The organism is Microbulbifer maximicatervae (SeqCode) (genome assembly GCF_052467955.1).
This window is the reverse complement of sequence record NZ_CP174329.1, coordinates 3,256,858-3,272,558: the sequence shown is the minus strand read 5'-3', so window position 1 is coordinate 3,272,558 and position 15,701 is coordinate 3,256,858. Positions and strand designations below refer to the sequence as shown.

Below are 15,701 nucleotides of genomic sequence, written 5' to 3'. Positions count from 1 at the left end.
TCGGATCTATGACAGTTCTAAAGAATGCTCTCTCCTTTCACTCCAGTGCTTCTAAATAGATTCTGGATATGCGGTCAGTAATGTCTTGTACAGTTTTTAGCTGATGTTTGAAAGGTATCTTCTTTTTACCTATTTTTGAATTCCATTTCGATGGTATTGATTGTAAAAGCATAATATTTGCCATTCGGACAAGCAACTTATTGCGGGTTTATCACACTCAATAGAAACATTCGTACCAGATTCTAGGTTTTCGCCGGCTTACTGGCTCATGGTCAAAATGCTCCCCCCCTCGCGCTGGCTCTCAAGCTGTGTGTAGGCATTCCTTGGTAGAGAAGCTTGATAAGTGAAGCCCTTAGAGGAATGGGGTGGGTGAGGAGGTGGTAGGTCCAGAGTAAGAATATGCGAAGCTAGGCCTCTAGAGCCAGCTGTCCCACGGTGCTTTATTTGAGTCTACTCTTCAGTCTGATAGCTCTTGCGGTTTATACTTTCAATTTAGTGGGTACCCAGAATTGCACAAATATGGAAGTAAAATTAGAAGCATTAATAGAGTTGCCAATATCAGATCAGGCTAACGATCTTAGGAAAGAATGCAGCTCGACTGCAAGAGACGAGCTACTTACAGTTAGTGGATATCGAGACTTGGTCGGGTATTCAGCTGATCATCAATTTCATTCATTAAGTAAGCTTGATGACAACAATTTGGCGCGCGCAATTGAACTGCATATATCAGATTTTGAAGTCAAAGATTGTTGCGCCTTCTTTGGCGGCTTTGCTCTAGTCATAAATGGAGTTAATAAATTATTTCCCCAATGTTGTGGGACTATAGCTGATCTTGAGTCCTGGGTGCGATTGAGGTCGGAATCCGATCTCTACATAGCCATTGAGGGGCATCCAAGTTCGCGTGCGTTTAGAAAGGGCGATAAAGTAATAATTGAGTGCATTGATGACGAGCCATTCATCCCCGCCACAGATAGAAAAATTGAGGTTGATTATCAGGCTGTGTATGAAGCGATAGGGGTGGCCGAGTCAGAGATTACCATGGTGGCTAATCGTATAGATGGTTTGGCAAGCTCAATGGGGTTGCCAAAAAATACATCTATTCACTTGCTAAGAGAGATGGCGTAGGGCATGTAATAAGAAAATACAGCGGAACTGAAACTCCGCTGATTTGGGCGTTATCAAGCAGTGAAATAGGTGCAACAGTTGAAGATGATGGAAGAGAAAGTTATTTTAGCAGTTAAGGACTTTGCGAACTCGATAAATTCGGGGAGCAAGGTTGTAGCTGATATGTCTGCATTAGTTGATGTGACGAGTCAGTTATCTCTTTCCAGTTTTGACTACTGGGAACGGTTTATACGCACTGAGTTCTCTTCAGCACTAAGAGAATCCACGCCTTCCAAGTGGAAGCTTTGGTCAAAACCTAAGGAGCTGACAACTTGGCTTGACCTAATAAGTTGGGATGGTTACAAAAGAGAGAAAGCTCTACGAGCTCTTTCGGGAGGAGCGCCAAATACATTCTTTTTCTCGCTTGCCGTTCGTAGGCTGAATGATTGGGTGCCTCAAGTGCGTGAGGTTGCAAGAGAAAAGCTTCCTGAGATAGCAAAATTAACTGATCCAAAATGTGTAGTTGAAGCACTATGTATTGCACTATCAAATTGGAACTCATGGGGTAGAATCAAGGAAGAAGACAAGCAGATTCTTCTTCAAGTCATTTGTGAAAAAGATATAGCAGAGTCGCTTCGGCGTAAGTTAATTTTGTCTGCGTCTGGGCCCATGCCATCACTTTTTTCCCAGCTTGGGCGCACACCTATTCTTGATGAGAATTTAGAGGAAATAGCGAGATTAGCTATTCAACCTTCGGTTAGAGCTAAGGCATATCGTAGTTTATTTGAAGGCCGTATTGTATGGATGGAGGGCCGGAAATGGGAATGGACAGATATACGCTATTGTGAAGGTAGGGTAAGGCCCATCGTAGGTGAACGAAAACTAGACATCAAGCTCCCTATACTCGATTTTTTGAAATTATCATCTACTGATCGCTCGTCTATCGTTAGACGAGTTTCAGCTGAGATTTTGATACGAGAGCTGGGTAAAATTGAAGCAGTTATTGCTAAGGAGTTAGCTAACAAGTTTGCTTCAGATGAGTCTCACCCTGTATCAGAAAGGGGTAAGTTTGCGAAAAGAAAACTAGAGGAAATGGCATCTGTCAATGAGTCTTAACGAGTGTATATTGATAGACTCGCTTTTAGTTTTGCTCCAACAAGAAGGCTGTATTACTAAATGGGTAGCCATACATACAAGGTAACTTGCTATGTTTAAAGTATTCTATAATTTTAATGTAAAAATAATAGTTTTCATGGTATTGACAGTTTGTTCCCACATTGCAAGCGCCTGCTTGTGTTCACATGAACTAGCTCTTGAAAAAGGGGTTTCCGAAATTGCTACAAAGTTTCCGGCCAAAAGCGCAAAAGTTGGGGACTACAAGTTGATTGTTGATGGCAGTTTCTATTTAGTGATTCCGAAGGAAGAATCAAAGTATAGACGTGGCGGTGGTCAGCCGACTGTGAAACTACACCGTGAAAACTGTCAGGTAGTCGATATTTCACACGCTCGTTAGTTGCATTGCTTGCTTGATTTATAAGCTCCGCCTCAGGTTCATTCGTTAACTATATTAACCTTAATTTGTTGATAGAAATTTCATGAAGCGCCAACCAAGGTACGAGAAAGTAAAAAGGAATGCTGAAGGGAGAGCAAAAGAGTTGTTCAAGCCACTTCCTGAAGATATCAAGAAAGAGCTTGAAAAAGACAGTACCTTGGGTTCACCAGAAAACCTAATAGATCGTATTGATGAGGAGGAGTAGGTTGAAAAACGATCAAAGTCTTCTGCTGAGTAGCTAGGTTACTTGTTCACTCTAACTTGTACTGTCTTTTCTGCTTTGTAGAGAGGTAATTCCTTGTAGGTGTGAAAAGGATTCTATGAGCATACCGCCCGTTACCTGAAAGATAGCTAGCTATCAATAGCGCCTCTCTGGAGCCCTATTGGGGTAGAGTCTCCTTCCTTGGAGAATTCCTTCTATTGCCTACCTTTCGATTCGCACATAGATCCCTTTACGATGGGCTGAGGGGATTTGGGGGGCGTGGATGCCTATCTTTACTTGATTTCCCTTCACTTCCAGTACTGTGATTGAGACATTTGTTCCAATTCTTAGGTTCTCGCCTGTTCGGCGCTTTAGGATCAACATATTTGTATCCTAGTGATACTCAAGCCGTGGGTGGGCATTCCTTGGTGGGGAAACTTGATAAGTGATACTTGATGGAAGAGTGGGGTGGGGCGCGGGGCGCAGAATAGGAAAAGTCGGGTGCTAGACGCCCAGAACTTGGGGAGTCGATCCAAGCTGATAAATGTACCTTATCGCCATAGTGTCTATGGCATTTTAAGTAGCTAACTCCTATTATTTTGTTTGACCCTCCTCTTCATCAATGCCAATTTTCTTATCCGGCTACTGTTGCTCTGCTCGCTATTCTACTTGGTGGGTGTCCAGAATTGACCTTTCCAGAATTGCCCTTAGAGGTAAAAAGCTTAATATTGTCGAATAAGAGATCGTAAATACCAAATTTTTGTATAATTATCCTCTTCAGCCAATAGCCTTAGCGGTTTATACTTTTGTTCGGTGTGGGGCCAGGATTAATTCAGTATCTTGAAAAGGAGATCATCATGTTCCCAAAGGAATTCTTCATTGTTCCAGAGGAGCTATTTAGGCTCGGTAATTCAACAAGCCCAAAGTTATCAAATGTTAGACCAAAGGATGTTGATACAATGGAGGTCAATGGCATTCGAGTAATTATCGCTAACGGCAAGGGTATAAGTGTTTTTGATCGGGAAGGGATTAATGAATCCCCGATGACGGGTTGGGTTTGGAGATTTCAACCAAATACTAAACCACCAATGGGCCTCAAGATGGTTCAAGATAAGGCCCATCACTATTGCATATCTCCCACCCAGAATATGCCGGTTGATAAATTTAAAGGACTTCTCGAAGAAATGGCCCTTAGCGCCACAAGAGTTTTTAAGAAAGAAGGTAGAGTGGTATGAATGACTTTCAATTAAGCCTAGTAGAATCAGAGCTCAAGATTATCCTGGAAGCGCTGATAGAAATGGAACAAAAAATGTCCAATATTTGCGAAACATCGGATAATGAAGATGAGATCGCGGATGTTGGTAATGATCTTATTGAAGTAAGGCTCCTACTAAAGCCTCTTAAAGAAAAGGCAGTTGAAAAATACGGAAAAAATATAGTTAATTTTTCACGCGAACTACTATGAGTTTACTAGGGTATTACAGTCGGCGATCAACGTTATGCGCCTCTTTATGGCGATAGTACGGTAACCAAAGTTTGATACACCAAAGTTAAATCTCTATAGAGGAAGCACGAGTGGGTGATTCCTCATAATCAGATGGGACTCAGCTTTTCGGCAAACTGGCAGCACCTCAAATCAATATATAAGCTTAAAGCATCTAAAAACCCTGGGAAAAATGTCGACGTATTTTGGGTTTTGGAGAAGTCAGATTTGCCGCCTGATCTGAAATTTGTGCAAGATCAGAAAGATAATAGACACTACTTCCTAACCATAACGAGGAAAATGACGGTTTCTCAACTAGTCCAAAAGCTCCAGATGGTTGCTGATCGTATGAGTGTAATAAGAGATGGTACGAAGGTGATAGGATGATTAATTATAAATTGCCCGAGGAGAGAGAGTTTCTTTTGCATTATGCAGAGCTACTCAATGATAAAAAAAGCCTTGAGATTATCAATTCAGGATCTTTGGCTAGTAAAGAAGAGGCTATTCACTTCGCTGAGTTTTTCTGGAGAACTGTCAGTGAGTCTAATAAGCAAGATGAAAAGCAAGGAGAGAGTAGTGAATATATCCTTGAGAAAATCATCATTACGCTGATGGCCTATTTTCGTTCAGCCGGTTATGAAGATGAATGGGAAGAGGTAACTGATAAAAATTAGTGTGAACAGATTGCAGCAATGCTAGCTATGTCTTGAACTCAGTTGATCTCCCCAGTTAGTGTCGATTTTCACTTATAGAGTGTGTGCAGCTGTTTTCTAATACATTTGGAAGTAACTGTATGGCTGTGACATTTCTCATCATAGAAATAGTGTGCGCTCAAAGGTGCCACTATGATGATGAAAGAGGGGAGGAGATTTGGGTGGGATTCCCTCCATTGTGAATCTGCTCCCACCGCACTTTCAGTGCCTACTTTTTGTTCTCTTTTGATGCGCACATAGATCTTTCCACTATGGGCTGATAGAGATTACTGTTCACTCCCAGTATGTTACTTGATACATTTGTTCTATCTCTTGGGCTCTCGCCGTTTCGATGCTTTAGGCTCAATATATTTGTTTCCTGATGATATTCAAGTGGTGGGTGGGTATTCCTTGGCGCATTGTTTTTTCTCATGAGGAAGTTGGTACAAAGGCTATTTTCAAATCAGCTTTTAATATTTTTACCTGTGCTTTTTGTACAGATATCCTTAAAAAGTCTATTCAATAAAATCATCTTACTGGTGTGCGGTTTGAACATCGCTTAGCTTAACTCTTGAGGGGGCTCATTTTATTAATTAAGGGCCCCCGCGATTCTCAAGATTAATAGGCTCTATGGTGGCAGGGCCCCAGTCATCTTTTCCTATCAAAATACACGAAGATCTTCTCCCGATGAATGGGGTGAGATTTGGGTATTGTAGATATCACGCTTTACATGGTTGCCGGTTACGTCCAGTAATGTAACCGAGACATTTGTACCGATTTTAATGCTCTCACCTTTAGGAAGCTCTAAGATCAGAATTTTTTAGTGCCAATACTTAAGGTTGTGGCTGGGCATTCCCTGCTTCAGAAGTTACAGGTAGAACGGAGTAAAGTGTGAATGGCATAGGCGCTAAGTTCCTATAGTTTGAGGAATCACTACAAGTGGTTGAATTCACAAAGCTTTTACAGTTTTGTGTTATTTTGCTTACTAGGCCACAACAATATTGCACGGTGCTTTAGTTTAAGATTTTCTAAAATTGGTTTTTAAATGATGATTTACTGGCGGACGCACCGGGTATTATGCTCCATAATAACGACCTAAAGAACCATCAATATCTATATTCAGGGAGGATCGTAGAAATTGAACATGATATCAGAAAGGATTTGGTCACTAAGAACGTTAGACTGGAACAGGGTTCGTCGAAAACGACTGATCAATGTTAAACGCAACAGTGTCTCTTCTAAAGGAAAGTTTAATTTAGGTACTAGCGTTAGAAAGGGACCAACCCCACAGCCATTTTTTCTTGGTTTCTATACAGAGAGCGAGATAATCCAATACTAAACAGATCCTTCCAAGACTTCCGTGTACAAAGTATCTCCTTGCTCGATGTTAATACAGGGAGTCGGTATACTCGGTTGCTAGCTTGGAATCTCATAGTAACTTTTAAATAAACACTCTCATTAGGGGAGCATTCATGAAGCTACCAACACTTATTTTCTCTTTGGCCCTGGTTTCTATCGTGAGCGGATGTGCGTCTAATCAGCATATCTACTCATCAGACGGTAAATGTCTTACCTGCTGGAATAATCCGGTTACTGGCGACCCCATCAATCACGATGGAAATACTCGCCAGCAACAAGCTGCACAGGAATCCCAGATGGAGCAGACAAGCACTACCGACAAAACTGCGGTGAATACATCTGCCAATAAGCCTACTAATCATAAAATCGCATTTACCGTGCCTGTGAATGTGGACGTGGTGTTCATGAAAATTAAAAGAGAATTTGAATACCAATCAACCAGTGAAATCCAGCAAGAATTTGGTAGCTTGGCAAGTACAAAGATGCAGAATTTTGAGTATCACTACGATATTATGCCATCTATGTATTACCACATGAGGGATACTCGTATGCATAACGGTGTGATTACAGTAATTGATTTTAGGGTCGAAAAGGTCGCTGATAAGGAAAGCTCTATAGAAATTACTTACTGGCCACAAGCCAAGTCAGTTAATGCCATTCATTTCGGGGAATCTCTGAAAGATCGTACACGAAAGGCATTAAATATCTAATGGAAGGAAAGGGACGCCAATCTGTTTTTATATTGTCTGAATGGCCTTTTTCCAGAGCGCTGCCGGAGAGTCTAATAGGCAAGATGAGAAGCAGGGTGAGAGTAGTGAGTACACCCCTGAGTAAATTATGAATCCTCTGATGGTCTATTTTCGTTCATTGGGTTATGGCGATTAAAGGGGGGAGGTAACTGATAGACGTTAGTCTAAGCAGATTGCATTAACGCTAGCAATGTATAAACTCAGCTGACCGTCCCAGTTAGAGTCGATTCTTGATTTATAGAAGAGCGGGGGACACATGTAAAGATAGCTTTAAAATAGCGACGTATCTATCTTGGAGTTGTTGTGTCCTTATGGGCGCGATTACTATGAGCAAAAGTTGGATGCTAGGATGGGAGATTCTCCTTCTATTAGGAATCTATTTTCAAAGCCCTCTATTTTTTAATTTTTTCTATTTTGAGATCCACGTAGATTTTTTCATTGTAGTGGCAAGGGAGTCCGGGCATGGATACCTATCTTTACTTGAATTCCTTTCACTTCCAGTACTGTGATCGAGACACTCGCTCCAATTCTTAGGTGCTCGCTTGTTCGGCGCTTTAGGATCAACATGTATATATCAAGTCTTGGCTGGGTATTCCTTAGTGGGGAAGCTTGGTAAGTAATGTTTGGAGGCGGCATGGAGTGCGGCACAGAGGCGGTGGTCACGGAATAGAAAAGGGCGGGCGCTACAACCTGTAAAATTAACTCCGTTTTTTAAATACGATTTTAACTAAGCTAGCCGAGGCCTATAGCTCTAGCTCTCTACACTATTTGTTGGATGCCCAACAAATTTTCTAAAAGATAATCTTAGATGCTGCTTGCTTTAATACATTTGCATTGAGGAATATAAATTTTTTTGGGTGCCTAGCATTTTTCCTATCTATCCCCTTTAGTCAATGGTCGAGGCGATTTATACTTCTATTTGGCATGCCCCCATTACTGTAAAAACAAGGAAGAAACATGAAAATAGGGAAAATTATAATTTTAATATTATTTACAGGGGGCAATGCTGCCTGCTCAATTACATCCAACCCTCCAATCACTATCGAGCGTGCAGAGCAATTTTCTAATTTAGTGGAGTTTGTTGAAAAGGAAATTGGCTCATATCAACTATTTGATGAGTGGGAATCTCAAGTAGAGTCGCCAGGTGTAATTAATTATCGGGCTTACTTTACATTCGTTAATACTAAATCAATTAGAAAACCAATTGATGATGTAGGTGGCTATTGTAGAGTAAAAGGTGGAAAGTTTTATTCCATTGGTTCCAATGAAATCCAAGTTTTGCGAGATAATGGAGTTAGGGCAGCAGTTACATCGGCCTCTTTCGCCAAGTCTTTAGGCGCCTCTGATGAAGTTGCTATGCGATCAGCAAGTATTGCTACTGAAAGACTTCATAAGTTTTATCGAAACTCAGGCTTAGCTGAAGATCAGCAAATAATCTCTGATTTGTCAAAGAGGGGTTATTTAGGTACTGCGGTATGTAAGCTAGAGGATAGAACGTGGTCAATATCGGTTGTACCTACCGCATACCACCCGAGAGATCCAACAAATCAGCTGACTTCAAGTCACCTGGATCTGAACATTTCAGTAACGGAAATCTGAGTTCAGTACCTGAGGAACCTATGAGCGGATTGTTTTGGGCGTAGCATCAATGTTGCTCCCGCAGGAGGTGGCAGCTCAGAGACCGGCAGCTGCATCTGAATGCTATCGGGCAAGGTCAAATCAACAGAAGCCTGAAAAGCCGCTATAGTCACCGGGATCAACTTGGGTCGTCGCTTGCTCTGCTTGTTGTGCCAATAAGTATAGGTTCTGGGTTTCAGATCGTGTTGTTGACAATATACTGTCTGGGAAAATCGCTGTTGTTCCTGGCACTGATATGCTCCTCCAAAATTCGGATTTTCTCTGGGGGTTCATTGAGAACTCCTGATTATTGAAAATCAGGAGAGTAGAGAAAAGTTGGCTGATTTTTAGATGAGGTTGCTTGATCGCTTACAAGATTTGGGGGCATGGATGCCTATCTTTTCTTGATTGCTTTCCATTTCCAGTACAGCAGCTAGGATATTTGTTCCAATTTATGAGCTTTCGTCGGTTCGGTGCTTTATGGCCAACCTATTTACTTCCCTTTGGAATTCAAGCCGTGGGTAGGTACGGCCCCTATTTTTTGCCTAATTTGGAGAGGGCAGGATTTTGACTGGACAAATACACCAGCCACAAGCATTTAATTAATCTATCTAGGTACTTTGATTGAGTTGCTTTTAAAGTTATAGTGAGGAGTGGTGTAAATAAGTTTTAGGTTAATCAATATATTTAAGGGAGGCGAACTATTAAGTTTCTAGATAGTGCAGTTATTTTAGCTTGTATTACAGCATTTCTTTACTCGGCTAGCACGGCGTTTACACACGGATTCTTTCAATTTTTAGATTTGGATGGAGAGATCCTGGACAGAAACTTTCATCAAATTCTATATCATGGAATGATTCTCAATATATGGACCATACTATATGTTCCGTTAGTGGCGGCAGGCTTGGTGACTTTTTATTCATTGTACAAAATTTGCCTTAGTGAATATGTAAATAAAGACACTGCAAGCGCAAGGAATATAGTTAATTTTAAAAAAAAGATCAAATTGCCGACCAAAAAGAATAGGCCTCTTGTTTTAAAATATGAAAGAAAATATAAAAATTCATGGTCCATCCTCATTGGGGTAGTTATTTTTATCATGGGGATGGCTCATTTTGAAAAGAAGGGTGTGCAAGAGGCAAGAAAAATTTTGCAAAATATCAAGACTGATAAAAACAGTAGAGTGATAGTGCAAATTAACGGCGCGAAAAAGGAGCTATTGTACCTTTATTGCGGTTCAAGAAACTGTGCCGCTTTTAATAAAAAAACAAATGAGATTGTCTACTTTCCACAAAGTGGGCATAGTTATGTCCGGCAAAAAGAAATTTAATAGATGAGCATGAACTGTCAATTGAGGCTGTGCTGCTTCAGTTGGCCCTTGGGTTTAGCAATCTGAAAATGGGATGGCTAGCCAATACAGGAGCAATAATTACAGGCATGAGCTAGCGGAATCGGTTCAAAATACCACTTAAGAATCAGTTTAAACTTCTATTGAGCAAGTACGAGCGCCTCCTTCCTTGGAGAATCTGCCCTTAATGTCTTCCATTGCTTGTTTTTTGTTAGTTATTGAGTTGTACATAGATCTCTTCACGGCGGATAGGGGGGGGATACCTGTCTTTACTTAATTTCCCTTCACTTTTAGTGTTGTGATCGAAACACCCATTCCAATTATTAGGTTCTCGCCTGTTCGGCGCTTTAGGATCAACATGTTTTCTCCTACCGATACTCAAGCAATGGGTGAGCATTCCTTGGTGGGGAAGCTTGGTAAGTGATACTTGGTGGAAGAGTGGGGTGGGGCGCGGGGGCGGTGGGTGCAGAATAGGAAAAGGCGGGCGCTAGGCTCAAATGGTCATTCGCGTTATCATTACCCATCCATATCAGGCTTTCACTTATTAATGTCCATGATTGGTCGGACCGCAATGAACCGGGAAAATACTGCCTTCAGTGACGGCTAAAGGCGGATCTCAACAGGCAGATTCAAGAAGAAGAAATGCAACCGTCACATAAGGAAACGTTAGAACGGTATGATGTATTTCGAGCGCAAGCAAGAGATATAGCAAAAGAAAGCCTGCCCGGAAACCTGAAGGGCGTTCTAAATGTTGAAGGTATAGATCACAAAACCTTAAATGCTTTCCAGGCTTGGAAGGATACCGCTGAACGAAAGGTTTCATGGGATTGGGAATTTTCCCGGAGCTATAAGATTTTCTATCCGAAGTCACTCGATATGTCAGTTTGGTTAGGAAATACTTTATGTTCAATGTCCCTTGGTCGCCCTACATTCAAGGGCACCGAAATGCGTTTAGATTTTATAGAGAGAGCCCCTAAGAATTATCCATACGCCGGTGAAATGTTCAGTATTTCTCTATTGGCGTATGAAATTTATGGGGATCTAATTGGTGCAAAGAAAATGCGCATCATGGAGCCTATGAATGACAAGCTCATAAAGTACTATATGTCTCATGGTGGGTTTAAATTGGTTGGTTCAAAGAAAGGCAATCCACATTATCTGGTAAGAGACTTATGAACGATAAAGAAAGATACGAACAGGCAAAAAAGAAAGCCAAAGAGAGGGCAAAAGAGTTGTTCAAGCCACTTCCCGAAGACATTAAGGAAGAGCTTGAAAAAGATAGCACTTTGGGCTCACCGGAAAACCTAATAGATCGTAGTGATGAAGAAGAATAGGTTGAAAAATGACCTCAGTTTTCTGCGAGCTAGTTATACTGCTTGTTCGATCCAATTTGTGTTGACTTTTACCTTTCTGTGGAGAGGTGACTTTTTGTAGTTGTGAAGAGGGCTGTTTAAGTTCACTGCCCTATACCTCGAAGATAACTAGCTATTAATAGCGTCTTTATTGAGGTGTAGCCTCCTTCCCTGGAGAACCTTCTCTCAACGCCTTCCATTGCTTATTTTTTGTTCTCTCTCGATACGTACATAGATCTCTTCACGATGAACGGGAAGGGATTTAGGAGCGCGGATACCAATCTTTACTTGATTTCCCTTCACTTCCAGAACTGTGACTGAGACATTGGTTCCAATTCTTAGGTTTTCGCCTGTTCGGCGCTTTAGGATCAACATGTTTTCTTCCTACCGATACTCAAGCTGTGGGTGGGCATTCCTTGGTGGGGAAGCTTGGTAAGTGATGCCTGGAAGTAGTGTGGGGTGGGGCGCGGGGGCGGTGGGCGCAGAATAGGAAAAGGCGGGCGCTAGGCTCCCAGAGCTTGGGGAGTCGCCCCAAGCTGCTGGTTGTGCTCCACTTTATTGAAGGCGAGCGGGTTTCTAGCGTAGTATGCATACAGCCATCTTGATAGGATTGTTATCAATTTGGTTAGCTGGCCCCTGGTGTTGCAGCACCTTGGGTCAGCGCCTTCTCTCTACTCTTAATTCACTTTGTGGTTCTCTTATTGATAGTGTGGACGCTTCAAAAATTTGGGGATCTTTGTTAGAGAGCAGCAATCGTAGAAATTTACTTGATCGCAACCCGTCATGCAGATAGATATCTGTTAAGTTTACTCAGCCGTGACACTGAATAAAACTTAATATATTCCAATAAGTAAATTTACGCGCCTATATTTCTCTAAGCTTCTGTGCTGAAAGGCTGGTGTCAAGGGTTGCTCTCGTCCAGAATTACTCTTATTTTTCCTCAGTTATTCAAACTCGGCCCACTCCTGACAAAACATCATTGATACATGGAGTCTTCCTGCTAGCCAGCAGGTTTGGTCTTTAGCTTCTTCCCAGAACGTAAAGATTTACCTATCGTTCTGAAATCAAACATATTTATATTAAAAGAACTAATAGATACTTGATTCGCTCCGTGAACATGAGTGATTAGTTTCTCGTGACGCTCTTTGTATGGTGCCTTGGCAACAGAACCTCCAAACTCACCGGTATTTACCAAGGCTACATGCTGATACATATGGTAATAGAGCGCATCCACCATAGAGTCGAATGTAGCGACATCCATATTCAAAGCAGAGATGATGTAGGCATTCGATTTATCTTTTAAATCAGAACTAAGCTTAATGTCAGTGGCGTCGTAGCAAATAGATCCAGTGAGAACAAAACCCTTCTCCTGGGGGAAAACTGGATGCACAAGCTCCAACATGAGCTGATAAGGCCTCCATTGCTTGGCCTTACCTACCTCGTCTTTCATAAGGTTAAACTTGCCCTGCAACCGAGTTAAGAATTGACGGCCACTGGCATTTTTCTTCGGAACAATCCATTGAGCGACATTGTTAGGGCCTTCGACCCCGGCCAGCTCTTTAAAAACCAGGCCTGTAAAAATAATCGCCCCGGTCTTATCTGACAAGCGCTTTAAAATGTCGATGTCCGCCTCATTAACAGACAGTTCGGGCCATATAATAAGATCAATATCTGGCTTGGAGTTGTAGCGCTCATCGTCAATGCTTTTCTGGCTGTAGACTTTGTGTAACAGCAATTCAGCCACCGAAGCAACATGCCTCCTGTGCCTTGCTCGATACTTCGGAGAGTCCAGAAGGAAACCATGCTCGGCAAAGTCCTTCTTTAATGGTAGTAACGACTGAACCATTACTACTTTAAGATCAGCCTTATCTGTAGGCCAATCTAGCATTACACGCTCGGTGTAAGCAGGCATCCCAGAGGCTGCAAAATAGAGCCCCCTTTGCTCGTCGATTCGTTTGGCAACTTCGTCTTTCAGCGTATCTAGATCCCACTCTTTTGGCCATGGATAGCCCCCATCATGAAGCTTAACCCCTGGCCATTGAAGCAAGTGTGACAACAACCCTGACAGCCACCCACTCATTGGTGCAGTTTCGCCACCAATGGATTCAGGTGAATGCATCATTCCTAGCTGACGTTTATAAAAACTGGTTTTGAGTCCGTTATAGTTAGCCTCATTTATTTGTAAGCAGTTGGAAACAGACCAATCGATAGAACCTAACAAACAGCTACGGATAAAGATCCCCGCTCGGTAAAGGGGTTTGTGCCGTTTTTCTATCCACTCAGGAATCGGAAAAAGTCCATCATTACTGCCAACCAGAACTATCTTTAAATCTGAAGATAAACGCTGAATATTCCCCCAGTCCGAGCACCCAACTTTAAAGTTCGACAGATCAATGCTTGAACTAAATGCCGAGGGTTCCTCATCCAGGATAGTATGGAGCAGCTGAAGCAGCGCATTTTCATGTGCAAATGGATTATCGAATCGTTTGATAACTCCCATTAAAGAGATTAATTCGGAGGACTTAGCCGAAAAACGTTCAAGCCTGCCATTGATAGGGGGAACGAAAGTAGATGACCGCGCTATGAGATTTGAAAGGTGCTGTACCCAATAGCACTCGCTACCCTTAGCATAAAGGACGAGAGCTTCGAAAAAGGACATGGATTCTCTGATAAATTTTAGTCCAATATCATTCAGGTTACGGGCATTGAGACGCTTTGAAGGTCTCTTACCCCCTTCAATTTTGGCAATTTTCTCAATAAGAGCACTGACCGAGCGCAATACAGCTTTCTTATCCTTGCCCAATTGGTAGGCCAATAAGCAATTGGTTACCAGTTGAGAAGCTGACATTTCAGCAGTCACATTCCGGTATCCCTTGATTATTTTAATGATAATGTTGAAGTTTTGATCCTCCGTGTCTTCGTCTAGAGGAGAATCGTTGCAAACCAGTAGATAGAAGCGGGCTTGCTGGCCTAAATAGTCATTCTCGGTAAAGTCCGGATCGATGACATTGATAGCACACTGCTGTAACCACTCATGATAGGTATCAACATCTGCATGAGCCGGCAAAGCCCATCGATCTTTGTTGTATATTACCGTAGCGGTATGGCGAAATATCTCGCAAAGACAGTACTCGGCTATTTGCCGTTGTTTTGGGCTCTCCCTATCCCGCGCCAATAACAGCTGGTCAACTACCGGTTTTAGCAACCGGATATCAGGGAAGAACTCTAGAGCCTTCTTTAACAGCAACACTAGAGAGGGGTCACGACTCCAGCAGGCAATAAACTTTCTAGCTATGCGCTCTTGAAGAAAGTCCCAAGTTCCGGGTACCGGCTTACCATTATCATCCACTTCTTGCGCGACAAGACTCCGCTTCTGACGAAGCAGGGCTTGGATCTTATTCGCAGAAAAACGTAGCAACGTATCCTCTCGGACATCATTACTTGGGCTTTCTATGATCGCCAGAGGGTTAGTATTATCTTTGTCGACTGAATCTGCACGGAGCCCTTCCGCCAAACCGATTAAGCCCTCAAGATGACCAAGCTGCTCATCTACTTCGTTGATAGAGAGTGGGCCACTTAATTTGTTCTGAATATCCTGCAGTTTGACTGAAACTCCAGATCTTTTTGTCCTATAGGGTTCAACTACTGTCTTTTGAGAATTGAGTTTTAAACCTAACTCTTTCAGTTGAGTTCCTAGGACTGACTCAATGGCAGTCTGAATCGAAGACGCACTATTTGAATCCGCCACAATAATGAACCGCATATCGTCAACGTAGCGGCAATAATCAACCAGCCTTAAGCCATCGGATAATTCAGTGCCGATATGGCCAGCCAGCCATTCATCGAACTCGAGAAGATAAATATTGGCGAAAAAACCGCCTGCAACCAGCCCTTGAGGAATCCCCTTTGGTATGCTGGTATCACCGTTTGAACAAACTTTTTCATACAAGTCAGGACAACTTTCACCCCATTTCCAAGACACAAACTGCTTAAGTAAGCGCTCTACAACCTTATCCTCTGCATCTACTAAATTGCGTATCTTTTCGACAAGCAAGCCTCTGTTGACCTTGTCGTAAAACTTCTCAAGGTCTACATGAACTTCATAAACTTCCTCATCACTGATCTTGTGCTGAATGGCCTGATAGCCATAATGAGCTGGCCGACGCAAAAACTTCCTGTAGTCAGAAAAATACTTGCTGTAGGTTGTGCTGTTACCCCAACCGAAATCGGCTTCTCCATTACT

General features: G+C 42.2%; 16 protein-coding genes and 2 pseudogenes. 12 read left to right on the top strand and 6 right to left on the bottom strand.

Annotated features, from left to right (window positions below):
* Positions 1 to 519: 519 nt before the first annotated feature.
* The 4 genes from ACJJI5_RS14035 to ACJJI5_RS14020 all read left to right on the top strand — a co-directional run bounded on the left by ACJJI5_RS14035 (position 520) and on the right by ACJJI5_RS14020 (position 2,861).
* On the top strand, positions 520 to 1,125 hold the full coding sequence (locus ACJJI5_RS14035) for a hypothetical protein (RefSeq protein WP_444897090.1): 606 nt from the start codon (positions 520 to 522) through the stop codon (positions 1,123 to 1,125).
* A gap of 69 nt (positions 1,126 to 1,194) precedes the next feature.
* Positions 1,195 to 2,220 carry a hypothetical protein gene (locus ACJJI5_RS14030; RefSeq protein WP_444917021.1) on the top strand — a complete coding sequence of 342 codons (1,026 nt, stop codon included), beginning with the start codon at positions 1,195 to 1,197 and terminating at the stop codon, positions 2,218 to 2,220.
* 91 nt (positions 2,221 to 2,311) lie between these two features.
* Positions 2,312 to 2,617 carry a hypothetical protein gene (locus ACJJI5_RS14025; RefSeq protein ID WP_444917022.1) on the top strand — a complete coding sequence of 102 codons (306 nt, stop codon included), beginning with the start codon at positions 2,312 to 2,314 and terminating at the stop codon, positions 2,615 to 2,617.
* Positions 2,618 to 2,699: 82 nt separating this feature from the next.
* Positions 2,700 to 2,861 carry a hypothetical protein gene (locus ACJJI5_RS14020; protein WP_444897093.1) on the top strand — a complete coding sequence of 54 codons (162 nt, stop codon included), beginning with the start codon at positions 2,700 to 2,702 and terminating at the stop codon, positions 2,859 to 2,861.
* A 219-nt stretch (positions 2,862 to 3,080) separates the two neighbouring features.
* Here the strand turns inward: ACJJI5_RS14020 and csrA (ACJJI5_RS14015) are convergent, their stop codons facing one another.
* Positions 3,081 to 3,242 carry a carbon storage regulator CsrA gene (gene csrA, locus ACJJI5_RS14015; RefSeq protein ID WP_444897094.1) on the bottom strand — a complete coding sequence of 54 codons (162 nt, stop codon included), beginning with the start codon at positions 3,240 to 3,242 and terminating at the stop codon, positions 3,081 to 3,083.
* Positions 3,243 to 3,715: 473 nt separating this feature from the next.
* Here csrA (ACJJI5_RS14015) and ACJJI5_RS14010 point away from each other — a divergent pair, with 473 nt between their 5' ends.
* From ACJJI5_RS14010 to ACJJI5_RS13990, 4 genes are all read left to right on the top strand, one after another.
* Positions 3,716 to 4,093: a Tse2 family ADP-ribosyltransferase toxin gene (locus ACJJI5_RS14010; RefSeq protein WP_444897095.1), complete on the top strand. Its 378-nt coding sequence runs from the start codon at positions 3,716 to 3,718 to the stop codon at positions 4,091 to 4,093.
* The gene (locus tag ACJJI5_RS14005; RefSeq protein WP_282953304.1) at positions 4,090 to 4,323 is read left to right on the top strand and encodes a hypothetical protein; all 234 of its coding nucleotides are present in this window, start codon (positions 4,090 to 4,092) and stop codon (positions 4,321 to 4,323) included. Before ACJJI5_RS14010 ends, ACJJI5_RS14005 begins: the two co-directional genes overlap by 4 nt.
* Positions 4,324 to 4,724: 401 nt before the next feature.
* Complete coding sequence (locus ACJJI5_RS14000) at positions 4,725 to 5,015, top strand: hypothetical protein (protein ID WP_371840690.1); 291 nt, start codon at positions 4,725 to 4,727, stop codon at positions 5,013 to 5,015.
* 1,490 nt (positions 5,016 to 6,505) lie between these two features.
* Positions 6,506 to 7,102, top strand: a complete 597-nt coding sequence (locus ACJJI5_RS13990) for a hypothetical protein (RefSeq protein WP_444913615.1) — start codon at positions 6,506 to 6,508, stop codon at positions 7,100 to 7,102.
* A 474-nt stretch (positions 7,103 to 7,576) separates the two neighbouring features.
* Here ACJJI5_RS13990 and ACJJI5_RS13985 read toward each other — a convergent pair whose 3' ends face one another.
* Complete coding sequence (locus ACJJI5_RS13985; protein WP_445354386.1) at positions 7,577 to 7,708, bottom strand: carbon storage regulator; 132 nt, start codon at positions 7,706 to 7,708, stop codon at positions 7,577 to 7,579.
* 390 nt (positions 7,709 to 8,098) lie between these two features.
* Between ACJJI5_RS13985 and ACJJI5_RS13980 the strand changes: the two genes are divergently transcribed.
* Positions 8,099 to 8,740: a hypothetical protein gene (locus ACJJI5_RS13980; protein WP_445354385.1), complete on the top strand. Its 642-nt coding sequence runs from the start codon at positions 8,099 to 8,101 to the stop codon at positions 8,738 to 8,740.
* Between the two features lie 2 nt (positions 8,741 to 8,742).
* Here the strand turns inward: ACJJI5_RS13980 and tnpA are convergent.
* Positions 8,743 to 8,994, bottom strand: a pseudogene (gene tnpA, locus ACJJI5_RS13975) (IS66 family insertion sequence element accessory protein TnpA); the annotation flags it as partial.
* A 656-nt stretch (positions 8,995 to 9,650) separates the two neighbouring features.
* Here tnpA and ACJJI5_RS13970 point away from each other — a divergent pair.
* Entirely contained in the window at positions 9,651 to 10,088 is a 438-nt protein-coding gene (locus ACJJI5_RS13970; RefSeq protein ID WP_444913617.1) for a hypothetical protein, read from the top strand.
* Between the two features lie 294 nt (positions 10,089 to 10,382).
* Here the strand turns inward: ACJJI5_RS13970 and ACJJI5_RS13965 are convergent.
* Positions 10,383 to 10,466: pseudogene (locus tag ACJJI5_RS13965) on the bottom strand (carbon storage regulator); the annotation flags it as partial.
* Between the two features lie 282 nt (positions 10,467 to 10,748).
* Between ACJJI5_RS13965 and ACJJI5_RS13960 the strand changes: the two are divergent.
* Positions 10,749 to 11,282, top strand: coding sequence for a hypothetical protein (locus tag ACJJI5_RS13960; protein WP_445354384.1), 534 nt, complete (start codon positions 10,749 to 10,751; stop codon positions 11,280 to 11,282).
* Complete coding sequence (locus ACJJI5_RS13955) at positions 11,279 to 11,440, top strand: hypothetical protein (RefSeq protein WP_445354383.1); 162 nt, start codon at positions 11,279 to 11,281, stop codon at positions 11,438 to 11,440. The genes ACJJI5_RS13960 and ACJJI5_RS13955 overlap by 4 nt, the downstream gene beginning before the upstream one ends.
* Before the next feature lie 204 nt (positions 11,441 to 11,644).
* On the opposite strand, the gene csrA (ACJJI5_RS13950) is transcribed toward ACJJI5_RS13955, so the two are convergent.
* Both csrA (ACJJI5_RS13950) and ACJJI5_RS13945 read right to left on the bottom strand, forming a co-directional pair.
* Positions 11,645 to 11,833: a carbon storage regulator CsrA gene (gene csrA, locus ACJJI5_RS13950; RefSeq protein ID WP_444897102.1), complete on the bottom strand. Its 189-nt coding sequence runs from the start codon at positions 11,831 to 11,833 to the stop codon at positions 11,645 to 11,647.
* 625 nt (positions 11,834 to 12,458) lie between these two features.
* A complete protein-coding gene (locus ACJJI5_RS13945; RefSeq protein ID WP_445354382.1) occupies positions 12,459 to 15,626 on the bottom strand; it encodes an RNA-directed DNA polymerase in 3,168 nt (1,055 codons plus the stop codon).
* Positions 15,627 to 15,701 lie beyond the last annotated feature (75 nt).